Origin of the sequence: Paraburkholderia hayleyella (assembly GCF_009455685.1) — a bacterium.
Classification (GTDB): domain Bacteria; phylum Pseudomonadota; class Gammaproteobacteria; order Burkholderiales; family Burkholderiaceae; genus Paraburkholderia; species Paraburkholderia hayleyella.
In genome coordinates this window covers 22588-40957 of the sequence record NZ_QPES01000001.1, presented here as the reverse complement: position 1 = coordinate 40957, position 18370 = coordinate 22588, and the positions used below count along the sequence as shown (strand labels likewise).

13 protein-coding genes are annotated in these 18370 nt (G+C 59.2%); 9 read left to right on the top strand and 4 right to left on the bottom strand.

Going from position 1 to position 18370, the window contains the following annotated elements:
- Positions 1-7: 7 nt before the first annotated feature.
- Positions 8-2620: a DNA topoisomerase III gene (locus tag GH657_RS00160; RefSeq protein WP_153098795.1), complete on the top strand. Its 2613-nt coding sequence runs from the start codon at positions 8-10 to the stop codon at positions 2618-2620.
- A gap of 125 nt (positions 2621-2745) precedes the next feature.
- Here the strand turns inward: GH657_RS00160 and GH657_RS00155 are convergent, their stop codons facing one another.
- Complete coding sequence (locus GH657_RS00155; RefSeq protein ID WP_153098794.1) at positions 2746-3846, bottom strand: LysR family transcriptional regulator; 1101 nt, start codon at positions 3844-3846, stop codon at positions 2746-2748.
- Positions 3847-4306: 460 nt separating this feature from the next.
- Between GH657_RS00155 and GH657_RS00150 the strand changes: the two genes are divergently transcribed.
- The 4 genes from GH657_RS00150 to GH657_RS00135 all read left to right on the top strand — a co-directional run bounded on the left by GH657_RS00150 (position 4307) and on the right by GH657_RS00135 (position 10067).
- A complete protein-coding gene (locus tag GH657_RS00150; protein ID WP_153098793.1) occupies positions 4307-5266 on the top strand; it encodes an NAD(P)H-dependent flavin oxidoreductase in 960 nt (319 codons plus the stop codon).
- Positions 5267-5898: 632 nt separating this feature from the next.
- Positions 5899-6417: a (2Fe-2S)-binding protein gene (locus tag GH657_RS00145; protein ID WP_153098792.1), complete on the top strand. Its 519-nt coding sequence runs from the start codon at positions 5899-5901 to the stop codon at positions 6415-6417.
- Entirely contained in the window at positions 6414-8684 is a 2271-nt protein-coding gene (locus GH657_RS00140) for a xanthine dehydrogenase family protein molybdopterin-binding subunit (RefSeq protein ID WP_153098791.1), read from the top strand. Before GH657_RS00145 ends, GH657_RS00140 begins: the two co-directional genes overlap by 4 nt.
- 75 nt (positions 8685-8759) lie before the next feature.
- Positions 8760-10067, top strand: a complete 1308-nt coding sequence (locus GH657_RS00135) for a cytochrome c (protein ID WP_153098790.1) — start codon at positions 8760-8762, stop codon at positions 10065-10067.
- Between the two features lie 84 nt (positions 10068-10151).
- On the opposite strand, the gene GH657_RS00130 is transcribed toward GH657_RS00135, so the two are convergent.
- Together GH657_RS00130 and GH657_RS00125 are read right to left on the bottom strand one after the other, a co-directional pair.
- Positions 10152-11231: a porin gene (locus GH657_RS00130; protein WP_153098789.1), complete on the bottom strand. Its 1080-nt coding sequence runs from the start codon at positions 11229-11231 to the stop codon at positions 10152-10154.
- A 284-nt stretch (positions 11232-11515) separates the two neighbouring features.
- On the bottom strand, positions 11516-11824 hold the full coding sequence (locus tag GH657_RS00125) for a hypothetical protein (RefSeq protein WP_153098788.1): 309 nt from the start codon (positions 11822-11824) through the stop codon (positions 11516-11518).
- A gap of 390 nt (positions 11825-12214) precedes the next feature.
- Here GH657_RS00125 and ychF point away from each other — a divergent pair, with 390 nt between their 5' ends.
- Positions 12215-13309, top strand: a complete 1095-nt coding sequence (ychF, locus tag GH657_RS00120) for a redox-regulated ATPase YchF (RefSeq protein ID WP_153098787.1) — start codon at positions 12215-12217, stop codon at positions 13307-13309.
- Between the two features lie 187 nt (positions 13310-13496).
- Here the strand turns inward: ychF and GH657_RS00115 are convergent, their stop codons facing one another.
- The gene (locus tag GH657_RS00115; protein WP_153098786.1) at positions 13497-15932 is read right to left on the bottom strand and encodes a heavy metal translocating P-type ATPase; all 2436 of its coding nucleotides are present in this window, start codon (positions 15930-15932) and stop codon (positions 13497-13499) included.
- Between the two features lie 112 nt (positions 15933-16044).
- Here GH657_RS00115 and cadR point away from each other — a divergent pair, with 112 nt between their 5' ends.
- From cadR to dbpA, 3 genes are all read left to right on the top strand, one after another.
- Positions 16045-16476 carry a Cd(II)/Pb(II)-responsive transcriptional regulator gene (gene cadR / locus GH657_RS00110; RefSeq protein WP_153098785.1) on the top strand — a complete coding sequence of 144 codons (432 nt, stop codon included), beginning with the start codon at positions 16045-16047 and terminating at the stop codon, positions 16474-16476.
- An 83-nt stretch (positions 16477-16559) separates the two neighbouring features.
- The gene (locus GH657_RS00105; protein ID WP_153098784.1) at positions 16560-16745 is read left to right on the top strand and encodes a hypothetical protein; all 186 of its coding nucleotides are present in this window, start codon (positions 16560-16562) and stop codon (positions 16743-16745) included.
- Between the two features lie 20 nt (positions 16746-16765).
- The gene (gene dbpA, locus GH657_RS00100; RefSeq protein WP_153098783.1) at positions 16766-18193 is read left to right on the top strand and encodes an ATP-dependent RNA helicase DbpA; all 1428 of its coding nucleotides are present in this window, start codon (positions 16766-16768) and stop codon (positions 18191-18193) included.
- The last annotated feature ends 177 nt before the right edge of the window (positions 18194-18370 follow it).

Here is an 18370-nt window from a genome sequence, read left to right as displayed (position 1 = left end):
TCCAGTCATGTCCAAAGCACTCATCATTGCCGAAAAGCCTTCCGTTGCGAATGACATCGCACGCGCTTTAGGTGGTTTCACCAAGCATGACGACTATTTCGAAAGCGATGATTACGTTCTTTCTTCAGCGGTGGGCCATTTACTGGAGATCGCCGCGCCCGAAGAATATGAAGTGAAGCGGGGCAAGTGGAGTTTCGCTAATTTGCCCGTGATTCCTCCGCATTTCGATCTCAATCCGATTGCAAAAAGCGAATCCCGGCTGAAAGTGCTGACGCGTTTGCTCAAGCGCAAAGATATCGATGCCCTGATTAATGCCTGTGATGCGGGGCGCGAAGGCGAACTGATTTTCCGCCTGATCGCGCAGCACGCGAAGGCAAAGCAACCGGTATCGCGTCTCTGGCTGCAATCCATGACGCCCGCGGCGATCCGTGAAGGGTTCGCTCATTTGCGCAGCGACCAGGACATGCAGCCGCTGGCCGATGCCGCGCGTTGTCGCTCGGAAGCCGACTGGCTGGTGGGGATCAACGGCACGCGTGCCATGACCGCTTTCAACAGCAAGGGCGGGGGGTTTTTCCTGACGACGGTGGGCCGGGTGCAAACCCCGACGCTGTCGATTGTGGTTGAGCGCGAAGAGAAGATTCGCCGTTTCGTGCCGCGTGATTACTGGGAAGTCAAGGCGGAGTTCGTTTGCGCGGCAGGGTTTTACGAGGGCCGCTGGTACGACCCAAAATTCAAGCGCGATGAGTTCGATCCGGAAAAGCGTGATTCCCGGCTGTGGAGCTTACCCGCCGCCGAAACCATCGTTGCTGCTTGCCGTGACCAGATCGGCTCGGTGACGGAAGAATCCAAACCGTCCACGCAACTATCGCCGGCGCTGTTCGATCTGACCAGCTTGCAGCGTGAAGCCAATGGGCGTTTCGGCTTTTCGGCGAAGAACACGCTGGGCCTTGCCCAGGCGCTGTATGAGAAGCACAAGGTGCTGACCTATCCGCGTACCGATGCACGCGCCCTGCCCGAAGATTATCTGGACACCGTGCGCGGCACGCTCGACATGCTCAAGGAGAGCAATAACTATTTGCCATTCGCCAAACAGGTGCTCGATCGCGGCTGGGTGAAGCCGAACAAGCGGATTTTCGACAATTCGAAGATCAGCGATCACTTCGCTATCATCCCGACGCTGCAAGCGCCCAAGGCGTTGTCCGAGCCTGAACAAAAGCTTTATGACCTCGTGGTGAAGCGCTTTCTCGCGGTGTTTTTCCCGGCAGCTGAATACAAGGTGACGACGCGCATCACGGAAGTCGTGGGGCATCACTTCAAAACCGAAGGCAAGGTGCTGATCGAGCCGGGCTGGCTCCAGGTTTATGGCCGCGAAACTAGTGGTGAAGATGCCAATCTGGTCGCGGTGCAAAAAAACGAGAAGGTCAAGACCGACAAGATCGCGGCGCAGCAACTGGTGACCAAGCCGCCTGCGCGCTATAACGAAGCGACGTTGCTGTCGGCGATGGAAGGCGCAGGCAAGCTGGTCGAAGACGACGAGCTGCGCGAAGCCATGGCGGCCAAAGGCTTGGGGACGCCTGCAACGCGTGCGGCGATCATCGAAGGTTTGCTGGGCGAAAAGTATCTGGTGCGGGAAGGCCGCGAAATGATTCCGACCGCCAAGGCGTTTCAGCTGATGACGCTGCTTCGAGGCTTGGGCGTGAAGGAGCTGACTGCCCCCGAACTAACCGGCGAATGGGAATACAAGCTCTCGCAGATGGAGCGCGGCAATTTGCAGCGCGATGCATTCATGCAGGAAATCGCCCGCATGACGCAAACCATCGTCAAGCGCGCGAAGGAATACGATTCGGACACCATCCCCGGCGATTACGCGACGCTCGAGACTCCGTGTCCTAATTGCGGTGGTCAGGTGAAAGAAAATTACCGGCGTTTTGCCTGCACGAAGTGCGAGTTTTCCATTTCGAAGATTCCCGGCGGGCGTCAGTTCGAAATTGCCGAAGCCGAAGAGCTTCTGCAAAAAAAGGAGATCGGGCCGTTGTCGGGCTTCCGTAGCAAGATGGGCCGGCCGTTCTCAGCTATTCTCAAGCTCGCTTTCGATGACGAGACCAAAAACTACAAGCTGGGGTTCGATTTCGGCCAGGACGCGGGGGGCGAAGACGGCGAAGTCCCCGATTTTTCCACGCAGGAACCGGTAGGCGCGTGTCCGAAATGCCAGTCGCATGTGTTCGAGCATGGCATGAGTTACGTGTGCGAAAAATCGGTCGCCAATCCAAAAACCTGTGATTTCCGCTCAGGCAAAGTCATTCTTCAGCAGGAAATTACCCGTGAACAAATGGCCAAACTGTTGGGCGAGGGGCGCACGGATTTGTTGACCAACTTTAAATCGTCGCGCACGGGTCGCAACTTCAAGGCTTTTCTCGTGAAGCAGGGCGATGGCAAGATTGGTTTCGAGTTCGAGAAGAAAGCGCCTTCGGCGAAAGTGGCCGCCAAAGGTGGTGAGGCCAAGGGCGATGATGCGGCTTCGACGTCAACGGCCGTACCGGCTAAAAAAGCAGCGGCCAAAAAAGTCGCGGCTAAAAAAGCACCGGCAAAAAAGGTGGCCGCGCGCAAGACGGCTTCCTGAGGCAGGAGCAGGCAGAGGCGAATGCGCTTTTGTGCCCCAGGGGCATAAGGCGCAAAAAACGCGATGCGGCACATTGGTGCCGCATCGCGTTTTTTCTGAACTGCTCCGCGTTTTCGTGCCGGTCGTTATAGCGGCGAGAGTGCTTCCGCGCGTGTGCGCCCGGGTTTTTTCGCGGGCGTGGGAGGCAGCGGGCTATCGTGGCTGGCTTCCGTTGCGCCGGGTTCCGCGGTTGCGGCAGCGAAAGCCTCCTGCGGCTCCCAGCCTGCTGCTTCAAGCGCTTGCGCGCCTGGACGAAGCTGGCCGTCCTTGATCCATTTTTCCCCGAGCAGGCCATTGGGTGTCTGGCTGAAATGCTCGACCAGGTGATCAATGAACGTGCGCACTTTAGCGGGCAGGTGCCGTCGGCTCGGATAAGCGATGTTGATCTCGACTTGCGGCAGCCGGTAGTTGCCCAGCAGCCGGACCAGCTTGCCCTGGGTCATGTCGCGGCCAATCAGGTAACTTGGCAGGATGGCAATGCCCATGCCTAGCAAGGCGAACTGCCGCAGCATTTCCGTATTGTTGGCGGCGATCACGTTTGAAGGCCGGACGCGGACTTCACCATCGGGGCCGGTGAAAACACGCTCGTCACCCCAGTACTCGGAGGGCAGGCTCAGACACGGATGCTCTAGCAGATGCTCTGGGCGCGTGGGGGTACCATGGCTTTCGAGGTAACCGGGCGTGGCGCATACCGTCATGCAACCGGTCGTCAGGCGGCGCGTGACGATACTGGCGCTGCGCATTTGCCGTGCAATCACAATGCCGACATCGAAGCCTTCTTCGACCAGATCGACCTGACGATCCACCAGAGTCACGTCCGGCACGACCTTGGGAAACTGCTGGACGTAGGTTTGAAGCACGGGCGCGAGGTTATGCAGCCCGAATACTACCGGGGCCACCAGACGCAACGTGCCCACCGGCTCATGATTGCGTGCGACGACCATTTGTTCGACGTCTTCCAGTTCATCGAGAATCTGGCGAGCGCGTTCGATATATACCTGACCGGATTCGGTCAGCGACAGGCTACGGGTGGTGCGGTTAAGCAGCCGCGTGCCGAGGCGGCCTTCCAGATCGGCGACATGCCGTGTGGCAACCGCATTCGAAATATCCATCGCACTGGCGGCGCGGGCGAAACTTCCAAGATCCGCCACCCGCACAAATACTTTCATCGACTGTAAATGATCCATAAGGCAGAACTCCTGCGTCCTTAAGCTGGGCGTAAGCGATGAAGATGACTAGGAATTGTCTTGTGACTGTCTTAGCTGGGAAGAAGTTGCCTGAGACAGTGCATTTTTCATTTGAATTTGCGCCATTGCGCAACGGTTAGTCTCGCTAGACTAGATGGCGTATTTATTGTTCGAGTGAATGCAACAACAGGTCGTGCCGCTTGCGAGTACCAGGCATTTTCTTTCTGTGCCGTTTTTTTAACAGATTATGGTGTGGTTCACGCGCGCTTGTCTCAAAAAACAACGGTATTGACCTTAATAATTCGTTTTCGCATGTTGGGAAAAGCTTTTGATGAAATAAATCTGTAATAAAACCAGAGCTTTTCTGTCAATGAATGGGTCATGAATTGACATGAGCTACCCGTCTATAATCGAACGCTCGTTCGCAAACTGCCCAAACCAATTTCAGGAGACTCGCGCCATGGCCCTGCCCGCCGTTTTGCAGAATCTTGCGTTACCCGTTGTGGCATCCCCGATGTTCATCGTCAGCTATCCCGAGCTGGTGCTGGCGCAATGCAAGGCTGGCATCGTCGGCTCATTTCCGGCGCTCAATGCACGTCCCGCCGAATTGCTCGATACGTGGCTCACGCAAATCCAGTCGGCACTGGCTGAGCACCGGGCCGCGCACCCGCATGCCGTGATTGGCCCGATAGCCGTGAACCAGATCGTGCATCAGTCGAATGAGCGTCTCGAACATGACGTGCAGGTATGCGTCGAGCACCAGGTGCCGATTTTTATCACGAGCTTGCGCGCACCCTCGCGCGCGATCGTCGATGCCGTGCATAGCTATGGCGGCATCGTGCTGCACGACGTGATCAATCTTCGTCATGCGCAAAAAGCGCTGGAAGCGGGCGTGGACGGGTTGATTCTGGTGGCGGCGGGCGCGGGCGGCCATGCAGGATCGACTTCACCGTTTGCGCTGGTGGGTGAAGTGCGGCGCATCTTCGATGGTCCGCTGGTGCTGTCCGGGGCGATTGCGAATGGCGGCTCGATCCTGGCGGCGCAGGCGATGGGGGCTGATCTGGCGTATATAGGCACGCGTTTTATCGCTACCCAGGAGGCTCACGCGGTGGATAACTATAAACAGGCGATCGTACAGGCTAATGCTGCCGACATCATCTATACCAATCTGTTTACGGGCGTGCATGGCAATTACATCCGCGAGAGCATTGTCAACGCGGGGCTCGACCCTGATGCGCTGCCCGAGTCGGACAAAACGAAAATGAATTTCGCCAGCGACAAGACCAAAGCCTGGAAAGATATCTGGGGCGCAGGCCAGGGTGTTGGGTTGATGGATGATGTGCCGAGCGTTGCGGAACTGGTCGCGCGTCTGACGCGCGAGTATGAAGATGCCAAGGCGCGCCTGGGCATGCTTCGCTAGGTTGGCCACGCTGGGTTGGCCACGCTGGGTCAGGCCGCGCTTTCGTTGTTCACCGTGAGTTTGGGGTGCCTGTTGCTTTTTGGGGGAGGCAAGGGGATGCGTTCTGGACGCGGGGAGATGCGCCGGAAGACAAGGCCTCGACGTGCTTGTCAAAGGCCTGTCGCAAGCTATCCTGTCAGCTCGGGTCGGCGTGTAGCTTGTGGGCGCGGTGATGGGTGCCAAGGGCGGTGTTGCAACGCGGCTTCGGCGGCGCGGGTAACAGCCGGGTTTCAGGTCATGATTTATTTTTCTTCTTACGCCATTAAAACCGTGAATTTCCCCAGTTTTAATGCATCTTCCGTATTTTCAGCCCAAGTCTTCCCCGGAAAAAATCAGGCAACCGAAACAATCGCATGAAGCTGTCCGCTAATTTGTCACCGTAGTTCTCCTCGTAGTTGCCTGCGTAGTTGCTTGCGTAGTTACCTGATTAACGGCTCGCATTACGTCTGCCGGTGGTTTTCAGGATGTTGGTTTCAGAACTGTGGATAAAATCGCCCGTTATTACTGTGACACTGTGACGCGGCCTTCTTGATACAGAACCAATTTCAATCCTTGCCGTATTGCCGCTATACGCGAAGCAAGGGGGAACCCACATGAATACGAATCTCAAGCTGACCGTTAATGGTCAGATCCGGCACGTCGAAGCGGAGCCCGATACGGCCCTGCTTTACGTGTTGCGCAATGACCTGGCGCTCAATGGCCCCAAGTTCGGCTGTGGTTTGGGCGAATGCGGTGCCTGTACGGTCATCGTCGATGGCGTGGCGACGCGTTCGTGCGTGATGCCCGTTGCTGCCGCTGTCGGCCGCACCGTGACGACGCTGGAAGGGCTGGGCGACCTGGCCGCGCCCCATCCGGTGCAGCAGGCGTTCATCGATGAGCAGGCGGCGCAGTGTGGCTATTGCATCAACGGCATGGTGATGACCGTCAAAGCATTGCTTGATCGCAATCCTAATCCCACTGATGCCGAGATTCGTCAGGAACTGGCGTACAACTTGTGCCGCTGCGGCACTCACGTTGAAATTCTGAAGGCCGTGCATCGCGCCGCCCTCTTGCTGCGTGATGCCGCAACCGCAACCGCAACCGCAGCCGCTCCGGCAAAGGCTAGCTCATGAGCCACGCTTTGCCCTCATCCGTGTCCCGCCGCGCCTTTCTCAAGGCGGGCGGTTTGTTGCTGGTCACGCTGAACATGCCTGCGCCCCTCGCGGCGGCGCTTGCCAGCCCTGGCCCGCTGGCTGCCCCTGAGTTGCCGCTCGATCAGGTGGACACCTTCATTGCGATTGGCCCAGACGGCCGCGTGACGGCTTTTAACGGTCACGTTGACCTTGGCACTGGCGTGCGGACCGCACTGGCGCAGATTGTCGCCGATGAGCTGGATGTCGCTTTCGATCATGTCGAGATGATTCTGGGCGATACCCGCCGTACACCCGATCAAGGTCCGACGATTGCTAGCGCCACGATTCAGGTGACGTCAATTCCGCTGCGCCAGGCGGCCGCCGAAGCACGGCGCTTTTTGCTCGAGCGCGCGGCCCAGCATTTTGGTGTGCGTCCTGAACAACTCAGCGCTGCCGATGGCGTGGTGACAACGCGTCATGGCGGGCTTCGCACCATCGGTTATGGCGAGCTGGTCAAAGGCCAGCGTTTTAACCTGCATCTCGATAGCGCGACACCGCTCAAGCCGCGCAAGGATTTGCGCCTCATCGGCCGGTCGGTGCCGCGCGTCGATATTCCCGCCAAGCTGACGGGCCAGTTGACCTATGTGCATGACATGCGAGTTCCGGGCATGTTGCATGGCCGTGTCGTGCGGCCGCCCTATACCGGTGTCGATAACACCGCTCCCATTGGCAAAAGCCTGATTTCAGTGGAGATGGAATCCATCGCTGGGCTGCCGGGGTTGGTCAAGGTGGTCGTCGAGGGTGATTTTGTCGGAGTGGTCGCCGAGCGCGAGGAGCAGGCGATTCGCATCGCACGTCAGCTCAAGGTGAACTGGAAGCCATGGAAAGGCTTGCCCGACCTGAGCCTCGATGGCCTGGAAAAAACCTTGCGGGCACATCCCAAGAGCCCGCGCATGCTGCACGATGATCCGCAGGTCGACAAGGTACTGAGCACAGCGGCCAAGCCGCTCAACGCGACCTATGTCTGGCCGTATCACCTGCATGCCTCGATTGGCCCGTCCTGTGGGCTGGCCGATGTACAGAATGACCAGGTCCAGGTGTGGTCTGGCAGCCAGAATCCGCACGATCTGCGTGCCGATCTGGCGAAACTGCTCAAGCGCCATGAAGCTGAAATTCACATCGTGCGGATGGAAGCCTCGGGTTGCTACGGGCGCAATGGCGCTGACGATGTGTGCGCTGACGCGGTGCTGCTGTCGCGCGCGGTGGGGCGTCCGGTGCGCGTGCAACTGATGCGCGAGCAGGAGCAAGGCTGGGAGCCCAAAGGTACGGCGCAACTGATGGAAGTGCGTGGTGGGCTGGATGCGAAAGATGGCGTCGTAGCTTACGATTTCAGCACCTGCTACCCCTCGAACAGCGCGCCGACACTCGCGTTGCTGCTCACGGGCGCGATTGATGCCAAGCCCGAAGTCGCGCAGATGGGCGATCGCACGGCGATTCCCCAGTATCGCTATCCGCATATGCGGGTGGTGGCCAACGATGCGGCGCCGATTGTGCGAGCCTCGTGGCTGCGGGGCGTGTCGGCATTGCCGAACGTTTTCGCGCACGAATCCTATATCGACGAACTCGCCCATCTGGCGGGTGTCGATCCGCTGGCATTCCGTCTGCGCTATCTGGATGACGAGCGCGCCCTGGCGCTGATTCACGCAGTGACTGAGCGTGCGGGCTGGACACCGCGTCCCGTACCCAATCCGCAGGCGCGCCAGGGTGGCGTGCTGAAAGGGCGTGGGCTGGCTTATGCGCGTTACTTTCACAGCAAGTTTCCGGGCTTTGGCGCGGCTTGGGCGGCCTGGGTGGCCGATGTCGAAGTCAATCCCGATACCGGTGCGGTCAAGGTCACGCGGGTGGTGGTGGCGCACGATTGCGGCTGCATGATTAATCCGGACGGCGTGCGGCATCAGGTGCATGGCAATGTGATCCAGTCACTGAGCCGGGTGCTCAACGAATTTGCGACGTTCGATGAAAGCTCGGTCACGAGCCTTGAGTGGGGCGGCTATCCCATCCTCGGCTTTACCACGTTGCCGGAGATCGACGTTGTGCTGCTCGATCGTCCGGATGAGCCGTCGAAGGGCGCGGGCGAATCGGCTTCCGTGCCGAGCGCGGCGGCAATTGCCAACGCGATTTTCGACGCTACGGGTGTGCGCTTGCGCCAGGTGCCTTTTACGCCTGAGCGTGTGAAGGCAGCCTTGCAACAGCACAACATTGTCTGAACCGGATGCGCTTTTCCCTGGTGAGCCGGGTGAAATGACGCGCTCGCAGTAACCCGCAGTATTTCCTTTTCGATTATGAAAACAAAGAACAAGGCTCTCTGGAGCATCGGCGTCGTTGTCGTACTGATCGCCTGTAGCGCCATGGTGGCCTGGCAGCCAGCCATTGCCCCTGTCGCGCCCCCGCCTGCGGCGAGTTTCGATTCGGCGCAGATCGCGCTGGGCCAACGCCTCGCGGCACTGGGCGATTGCGCGGTATGTCACACGCGTGACGGTGGCGTGCGCAATGCGGGTGGGCGTCCGCTCAACACGCCGTTTGGCACGATTTACAGCACGAACCTGACGCCGGATCCGAAATACGGGATCGGCAATTGGTCGTATGCCGCGTTTGAACGGGCGATGCGCCATGGCATCGACCGCGAAGGACATCACCTGTATCCGGCGTTTCCCTATACCTCGTTTACAAAAACCAGCGATGACGATCTGAAGGCGCTTTACGCGTATCTGATGAGCCAGCCGCCGGTGAGCGAGGCCGCGCCTGCAACGAAGTTGCCGTTTCCCTTCAACCAGCGCTATCTGATGGCGGGCTGGGACTTGCTGTTCCACAGAAGCGGGCCGTACAAGGCGGATCCCAGCCAGAGCGTCGAATGGAACCGTGGGGCTTATCTGGCTGAAGGGCTGGGACATTGCAGCGCGTGTCATACACCGCGTAATTTCCTGGGGGCGGAACGTGGTGGCGCGGCGCACTTTGGCGGTGGTCTCGCGGATGGCTGGGATGCCCCTGCACTCAATGCGAAATCGCCTGCGCCCCTGCCGTGGACCCAAAGCGATTTCAACAGCTACCTGCGGCATGGCTTCACCCCGCTGCATGGCATCGCAGGCGGGCCGATGGCACCGGTGATCCAGGGCGTCTCGGGTTTGCCGGAGGATGATCTGGATGCACTCTCGCTTTACCTGGCGTCCTTTGGCCAAAAGACGGACAACGCTGGGGAACAGGCAAAACGTGCCGCCGAGTTACGCGCGCAAACCTATGGTCAAATGCAGCCCATCACCGGGCAGGGTGCGCGTATTTTCGCTAGCGCATGTATGGCCTGCCATCACGATGGCAATGGGCCGCACCTTTTTGGCGTGCGTCCTTCGTTAGCGTTTAACACCAACGTGCATGCAGCGCGCCCTGACAATCTGTTGCGCACGATTCTGGATGGTATTGGGCATCCGGCAAAAGATAATCTGGGCTATATGCCGGGCTTCCGGAACAGCCTGAACGATGAGCAAATCAGTGCGTTAGCCGGGTATCTGCGTGAGCATTTCGCGCAAAAGCCCGCGTGGGATGATGTGCGCGGCCGGGTTGCGGCGTTGCGGGCCGCGACGGCGCCTTCACACTAATTTGCGCGAGCTTGTTTTTGAATCAATGCAGCGCGTGAGGCCTTCAGGGCTCACGCGCTGCATTGATTGTGCGATTCCCGATGTTTAAAAACGGGAGCGGATACCGGCGCCAAAAGTATTGCCGTTGGACTGGCCGCTGATATGGTCGTTCAGATAGCCCGCGTAAAGATCGGTGCGTTTGGAAAACGGATAGTCGTAGGCGAGCGCCCAGGTTTGCCGCGTCAGATCAAGCCCGCCACTATCGTGCGAGTAGGCATATGAGGCCAGAATTTTCCCCGTACCGGCGGGTACCGAGACGCCGCCCTGGGCGGTGTTGACGTGCCAGCTTCCTTGGCTTGACCGGTCATTCTTGCTGTACATGTACTGGCCATAGAGCTTCATGAACGCCAGATCGTAGGTCAGGCCCAGTTGCGCGACGCTCTGGCTTTTCATGCTGGCAGTGAGTGCCGCCAGGTCACCCGGGTTTTGGCTGAAGTTGACATACTGAAATACGCCAGATGCCGCGAATGCCCCTCCGGAATAAGTGAATTGCGCACTCCATTTTTTTGCGCCGTTTTGTCCGGGTGTATTGCCCAGGGCATACATGGCGCTGGCGCTTAGGCCTTTGAAGTCCGGCGACGAATACTGGATGGCGTTGTTCCAGCCTGAATCGCCGAGTGCGCCCTGGTCTGTAGGGTAAGGCTGGGAGGTGCCCAGGCCCAGATACGTGTGATAGACCATCGGCGAAAACACATAAGAATCGCCAAATGGGTTGAAGCCAATCGTCGCCAGAAAAAGCCGCGTGGTCAGGCGGCCCGCGACCAGCCTGCCATACGGCGAATCGATTCCCGCATAGGCATTGCGAGCGAAAAAAGGATCACCGGTAAACCGTCCGTATTGCCCATTCTCGGCGCGGAAAAATCCTTCCAGCGAGAACACCGCCTTATAGCTGCCGCCGAGATCTTCAGCGCCTCTCAGGCCCCAGTACGAGGTGGACATGCCGCCTCCCGAAACTCTCACGGCCCGCTCGCCCCCAGGTAATTTCCTGGCGCCTACCCATTCGTCGACCAGGCCGTAAAGCTGCACGCCGGATTCGGCGAATCCGGGCGAAGCGCCTGCTAGCAGGCTAATGAACGTGCTGGCCGTAAGGGCTTTTTTCAGCGAGCTGCGACAACGAGGAGGCATAGCTTTTCCTGTTTTGGCTTGAGGCACCTGACTGCGACGTAGTGCCGCGGGGTGCCTCACATTGGCCGCTCGTTTTGCGCGAGGCTGACCGGAAGAGCGCATCTTTACGGATCGTCTGGCCGGAAAAAAATAAGGCAAGTTATTGCGGGTATATCGAGTGCGTTAGCCTTGGGAGGGTGATGTGTGCTGGGGGGGCGGTGCAGGGTGTGGGAGGCGATGCCGTGGCGACAGGACGCGAGTTCGGCCGGGTGAGCCGGGCAACTGGAAAGTGAAAGACGGCGGAGCTAATTGTTGCGGTAAGGAGGGATGGCCGGCGGCCGGGCGACCTCGTCGAGGACACGGATATTGCGGCGTTCCTGGTTGTAGCGCGTGACGTCGTAGCGGATCGAATTCGTGTGAACCTGTGCCGGGCGGGCGGCGGCGGGCGACGGTACGACAAATCGCGTCGCCGTCGTGTTTGAAGCGGCTTCGGCCTGCTGCGCGTTGTTGCCAGCCACCGCGCGGCTGGGCCAGCCGTGCGCCTCGGCGAGCGGCAGGGCTGCGATCATCAAACCGGCCAGCCAGTATTTCATTTCCGGACGCATGGTATCCACGGCGATTTGCCTGCTAGGGATGAGTTGCAGCATTGAATCTATGAGAGCGATTAACCCGTGTCGAGGCAAAAGATGTGAGTTCTTGCGCCGGGTTGTAACACGATGTTAGCTGGGTATTCTGGCTGCCGGTACCGCTTTTTTTCAGGTGTTTCAGGCTCGGACCCTTGTCTGTCGGGGCCTCTGAACGCGTTACAATTGCGCCTTTCGCGGCGCAGGGCGCGTACGGCCCCGCCGGGCGGTCGCGCCAGTGAGCTGTTTTGCTGCCCTGTCGTGTGCTTCGTGCGTTTTCCGTGGCTTTCGTGGTCTCTGGGTTTGCTTTGTCCGCGCCCGCATGGCCGGCATAAAAGCATCCATTGCGCCACATCAACTATTGATACAAAAGGTTTTCCCATGAGCCTCAAATGCGGCATCGTCGGCCTGCCCAACGTCGGCAAGTCTACCCTGTTCAACGCGCTGACCAAGGCGGGTATTGCTGCCGAAAATTATCCATTCTGCACGATCGAGCCCAATGTTGGCGTGGTGGAAGTGCCCGATGCACGGCTTGACGCGCTAGCGGCCATCGTCAAGCCGGAACGCATCCTGCCCGCCGTGGTGGAGTTTGTGGATATCGCGGGCCTCGTGGCCGGGGCGAGCAAGGGCGAAGGGTTGGGCAACCAGTTTCTGGCGAACATCCGCGAAACTGATGCCATCACCCATGTCGTGCGCTGTTTCGAAGACGAAAACGTGATTCACGTCGCGGGCAAGATCGATCCGCTGTCGGATATCGAAGTGATTAACACTGAACTGGCGCTGGCGGACTTGGCGACCATCGAGAAATCGCTGACGCGCTACGCCAAGGCGGCGCGCTCGGGCAACGACAAAGAGGCGGCCAAGCTGGTCGCCGTGCTGGAAAAGGTGCGCGCGCAGCTTGACCAGGCGCGTCCGGTACGCGCGCTGGATCTCTCAGACGATGAGCTGGCGCTGCTCAAGCCGTTTTGCCTGATTACCGCAAAGCCGACCATGTACGTGGCGAACGTGAAAGAAAACGGCTTCGAGAACAACCCCCATCTCGATGCGGTGAAGCGGTTTGCTGAAGCGGAGGGGGCGCCGGTGGTGGCCGTGTGCGCGGCGATCGAAGCCGAAATAACCGATCTGTCAGACGATGACAAAGCGATTTTTCTTGCCGATCTGGGGATGGACGAGCCCGGGCTGAACCGGGTGATTCGCGCAGGTTTCAAGCTGCTGGGACTACAGACTTATTTCACGGCAGGCGTCAAGGAAGTGCGGGCCTGGACGATTCATATTGGCGATACGGCGCCGCAAGCGGCCGGCGTGATTCACACTGATTTCGAACGCGGTTTTATCCGGGCACAGACCATCGGTTTCGACGACTTTGTCACGTACAAGGGTGAGCAGGGCGCGAAGGAAGCCGGCAAGATGCGTGCGGAAGGTAAGGAATATGTCGTGCACGATGGGGACGTGCTGAACTTTTTGTTTAACGTCTGAGCGAACCCGTTTTTCTGATGCCTGCAACCCGGTAGCAGGCAAGCCCGTCAAATGAACTGCGCCCCAAAAGTTGGAGATCGAGCCAACCGATCCAACCTTTGGGGCGCAGTGCAAAAGCCAGCGAGCGTTGCTTTATCCGGTTCGGGCTTGCATAACGGCAGACCCTTGCCTCAAAACAAAAACACCATCACTTGCGCAACAGCCGCAAACCGTTCCCGACCACCAGCAAGCTTGCGCCTGCGTCGGCAAACACAGCCATCCACATCGTTCCCATGCCCATCAGCGTGAGCGTCAAAAAGACCGCCTTGATGCCCAGCGCTAACACGATGTTTTGCACCAGCACCGAATGCGTAGCCCGTGATAGCCGGATAAAAAGCGGAATCTTGCGCAGATCGTCATCCATCAAGGCGACATCGGCGGTTTCAATCGCGGTATCGGTGCCCATCGCGCCCATGGCGAAGCCGATGTTCGCTCGCGCCAGCGCAGGTGCATCGTTAATGCCATCGCCGACCATGCCGACGACCGTTGTGCTTTCAGCCGAGAGCGCCACAATCGCATTCAGCTTGTCTTCGGGCAGTTGATTGCCGCGCGCTTCGTCAATTCCCACTTGCCGCGCAATGGCCTCGGCGGTGTGGGGATTGTCTCCGGTCAGCATCGCGGTCTGGACGCCCAACTGATGCAGCTCGGTGATGGCCGCGCGGCTGCTTTCTTTCACGGTGTCGGCAACCGCGAAAAGAGCTAGCACGCGCTCGGCGTCGATTAGCATCACGACCGTTTTGCCTTCACGTTCCAGCGTATCGAGCCGTGCTTCGAGCTCGGGTGAGCAGCGTCCCAACTCCTCAACCAGGCGGTGATTGCCCAGCGAATACGACATGCCGTCGATCATGCCGCTGACGCCGCGGCCAGCAATCGCTGTGAAATCTTCGACGGCAAACAGGGTCAGCCCGTCAGCCTGGGCGGCGCGGGCAATCGCTTGCGACACGGGATGATCTGAGCGGCTGGCCAGGCTGGCGGCGAGTATCCGGCTACGTGCAGCATCGGCATCGGCGGCGCGCAGCTCGAAGGTGGTTTGCACGGGCTTGCCATGTGTGATGGTGCCGGTTTTGTCGAGTGCGAGCCATTTAAGCTTGCGGCCTTGTTCCAGATACGCACCGCCTTTGATGAGGATGCCGTGCCGTGCCGCGGCAGCGAGCCCGCTGACAATCGTCACGGGTGTTGAGATCACCAGCGCGCAAGGGCAGGCGATCACTAGCATCACGAGTGCCTTGTATACCCACTCATGCCACGCACCGCCAAATAGCAGCGGCGGCAGCACGGCGACCGCCAGGGCAATGGCAAACACCACGGGGGTATAGACCCGGGCGAACTGGTCCACGAAACGCTGTGTCGGCGCTTTGTTGCCTTGCGCTTCTTCGACGGCGTGAATGATGCGCGCCAGCGTCGTATTGCCGCTGACGGCGGTGACACGATAGTCGAACGAACCCGATTCGTTGATCGTTCCAGCAAATACAGGATCGCCTGGGTTTTTGTCGACGGGCAGGCTTTCGCCAGTGATTGGCGCCTGATTGACGCTTGAGCGGCCCGCAACGATATCGCCATCCAGACCAATGCGCTCGCCCGGCTTCACGCGCACGAGGCTGCCGACGGCAATCGTCTTGAGATCAGTTGCCTGCCAGCTGCCGTCCGCTTGCTGGACACTGGCCTGTTCCGGCGTCAGTTGCATCAAACCTTTGATGGCATTGCGTGCCCGGTCCAGCGATTTAGCTTCGATCAACTCGGCAATCGTGAAGAGCACCATCACCATCGCGGCTTCCGGCCATTGCTGCAAAATTAGCGCGCCGGTCACTGCAATGCTCATCAGCGCATTGATATTCAGATTGCCGTTGCGCAGCGCCAGCCAGCCTTTGCGGTAAGTTCCGAGGCCGCAGGCGGCGATTGCGCCGAGTGCCAGCGCTGCCGCCAGCCAGGCCGGGGCGCCGAGCCAGCTAGCGGCTTCCGAGCCCACGGCCAGCGCACCCGCGAGCGCGAGGGGCCACCATGGCTTGTGAGGCGTCACGGGCGCCGATTGCGGGGCATTCGCATCGGGTAGCTCGGGGGTGAAATCGAGCGAGCGCAGCGTGTCCATGACGGTTTCGAGCGCGCCGGGAGCGTGCACGACAGTCAGTACACGCTGCATCAGGTTGAAATCCATGCTGGCGACTTCGGGCAGACGCCCCAGCCGTTTGCGAATGAGCGCTTCTTCGGTGGGGCAGTCCATCTGCATGATGCGAATGGCGGTACGCACCTGGCCATTCACGATTTCTTGTGCAGCGAGTTGTTGCAGCGCGCTGGGTGCGGGTGCATGGGCATGTCCGTGGCCGGAGCAGCCATGAGCGTGATCATGGCTGTGAGCGTGTCCGGAATGTTCGTCATGCGCATGGCTGTGACTGTGGCTGTGTGAAGCGCCTTGCTTCGTCTCAGTGCCATGATCGTGCGCATGAGGCGCTTGATGGTTGTGGCCATCGCATGCATGCGGATGCTCATGCTCGTGATGATGAGGGTCCACGGGGGCTGGATGAGCCTCGTGGCGGCATGCTTCGTCATGGTCATGACGCTGATCAGACGAATGGAGGGTGTGAGACATGGTGGCTTCCTTCAAGGATTTGTGGTCTAGTAAACACCTTGAAGCCACTATAAGGTCAAGGCCGTTCTCCAGGAAATCCCGTAAAACACTCAGGAAACCGGCAGAAAACATCATGAAAATCGGCGAATTGGCAAAAATGACGCATTGCACGACCGAAACCATCCGCTTCTACGAGAAAGAAGGGCTGCTGCCCGAGGCGGACCGGACCCAGGCGAACTACCGCAGCTATACGGCGAAGCACATTGAGCGGTTGCGGTTTATCCGCAATTGCCGCGCGCTGGATATGACACATGATGAAATCCGCGCGCTGCTGCGTTTGACCGATGCGCCCGCTAATGGATGCGGGGCGATCAATACGCTGATTGACGACCATATCGCACATGTCGATACGCGCATTAATGAGCTGGGGCAACTGAAAGTGCAATTAACCACGCTGCGCGAGCAATGCCATGGCGAGCAGTCGGTTGAAGACTGCGGCATCGTGCATGGGCTCACCGACATGGAAGTGACGGCTCCTCGCTCGCGCCATACGCATCTGGGATAGCGGAGCGCTCTACCACTGCCCGCTGCGCTGTATACGCAGCATTCTTTTATTCAAGCAACCAAGATCCAAGCTGGAGAATCACCGTGTTCACCTGTAGAAACCAGTCCTGCGAAGCCCGCTGGGAACAAGCCGAGGTACTCATTAAAAATGAAGGCCAGGGGTTGCTGTTCCGCTGCCCGATGTGCGGCGCACGCAATTATGTTGAACGCTTCGATGGCGAAGAGGGTGTGATCGTCTACGAACAGATCGAAGGCCGTCCCTTCCAGTGAGCCTTCTACGAGCCCCCGATATGACTCAGCCTACTCTGGCCCCCGCCGCGGCTACCGCACCGGCAGCGGGCTTTGCCTTTAGCCAGCTCACGCTGCCGGACGCGATGCTGGCCAACCTGACCCAGCTCGGCTATCACGAGATGACGCCGATTCAGGCCGCCAGCTTGCCCTTTGCGCTGGAAGGGCACGACCTGATTGCCCAGGCCCAAACGGGCAGTGGCAAGACGGCCGCTTTCGCATTGGCCTTGCTCGCGCGGCTTGAGCCACGAAATTTCGCGGTGCAGGCAATGGTGCTGTGCCCCACGCGCGAACTGGCCGATCAGGTGACTCAGGAGATTCGCCGCCTCGCTCGCGGAGAAGAAAACATCAAGGTATTGACACTGTGCGGCGGCACACCGATGCGGCCGCAAAGCGCAAGCCTCGAACATGGCGCCCATATCATCGTCGGTACGCCGGGGCGGATCATGGACCATCTGGAGCGCGGCGGACTCGATTTGCAAGGGCTCAAAACGCTGGTGCTCGACGAAGCCGACCGCATGCTCGATATGGGTTTTTTCGACGATATTGTGACGGTGGTGCGTCAATGTCCGAAAGAGCGTCAGACGTTGTTGTTCTCGGCGACTTACCCAGACGGAATTGGCAAGCTGAGCCAGCAGTTTCTGCGTAATCCGAAGGAAATCAAACTGACGCAGCAGCATGACAACAGCAAGATCCGTCAGCGTTTTTACGAAGTCTCCGAAAATGAGCGTCTGCACGCAGTCGGCATGCTGCTCAATCACTATCGCCCGGTTAGCACGCTGGCTTTTTGCAATACCAAACAACAATGCCGTGATTTGCTGGATGTGCTGCGGGCGCAGGGGTTTCATGCGTTGGCGTTGCATGGCGAGCTTGACCAGCGCGAGCGCGACCAGGTGTTGATCCAGTTTGCCAACCGGAGCTGCTCGGTACTCGTTGCGACGGATGTCGCGGCACGTGGCCTTGATATCGCGCAGCTGGAAGCCGTGATTAACGTCGACGTGACGCCTGATCCCGAGGTCCATGTGCATCGTATTGGCCGCACCGGGCGTGCCGATCAGGACGGCTGGGCGTTGAGTCTGGCCAGCATGAATGAGATGGGCCGGGTTGGCGGGCTGGAGCAGGCGCAGCGGCGCGAGGTCGCGTGGCATCCGCTGGCCGAACTGAGCGCGGCCAGCAACGAGCCCTTGCTGCCGCCAATGGAAACGCTGCAAATACTGGGCGGGCGCAAGGAGAAAATCCGGCCTGGCGACGTGCTAGGTGCCCTGACGAAGGATGCCGGTTTTTCCAGCGCCCAGATTGGGAAGATCAACGTGACGGAGTTTTCCACCTATGTGGCGATCGGGCGCGGTGTTGCCCGCGATGCGTTGCGCAAACTCAACGCTGGAAAGGTGAAGGGCAAGAAAGTGAAGGTTCGTTTGATGGACGAATAAACCAATCGTTGTGCCGTCAAGGTTGGGCCGGGGAAGCTGCTTCATGCGAGTGAGGCAGCTTTTTTTACTCTGGCGTGGCAACAGAAACCGCCAGTCATACGGCGGTCGCGTCCCCACGTATTCCCTGGTCCTGGATAGATTGACTTCGGAATTTCAGGCACAGACACTTTCTGTACG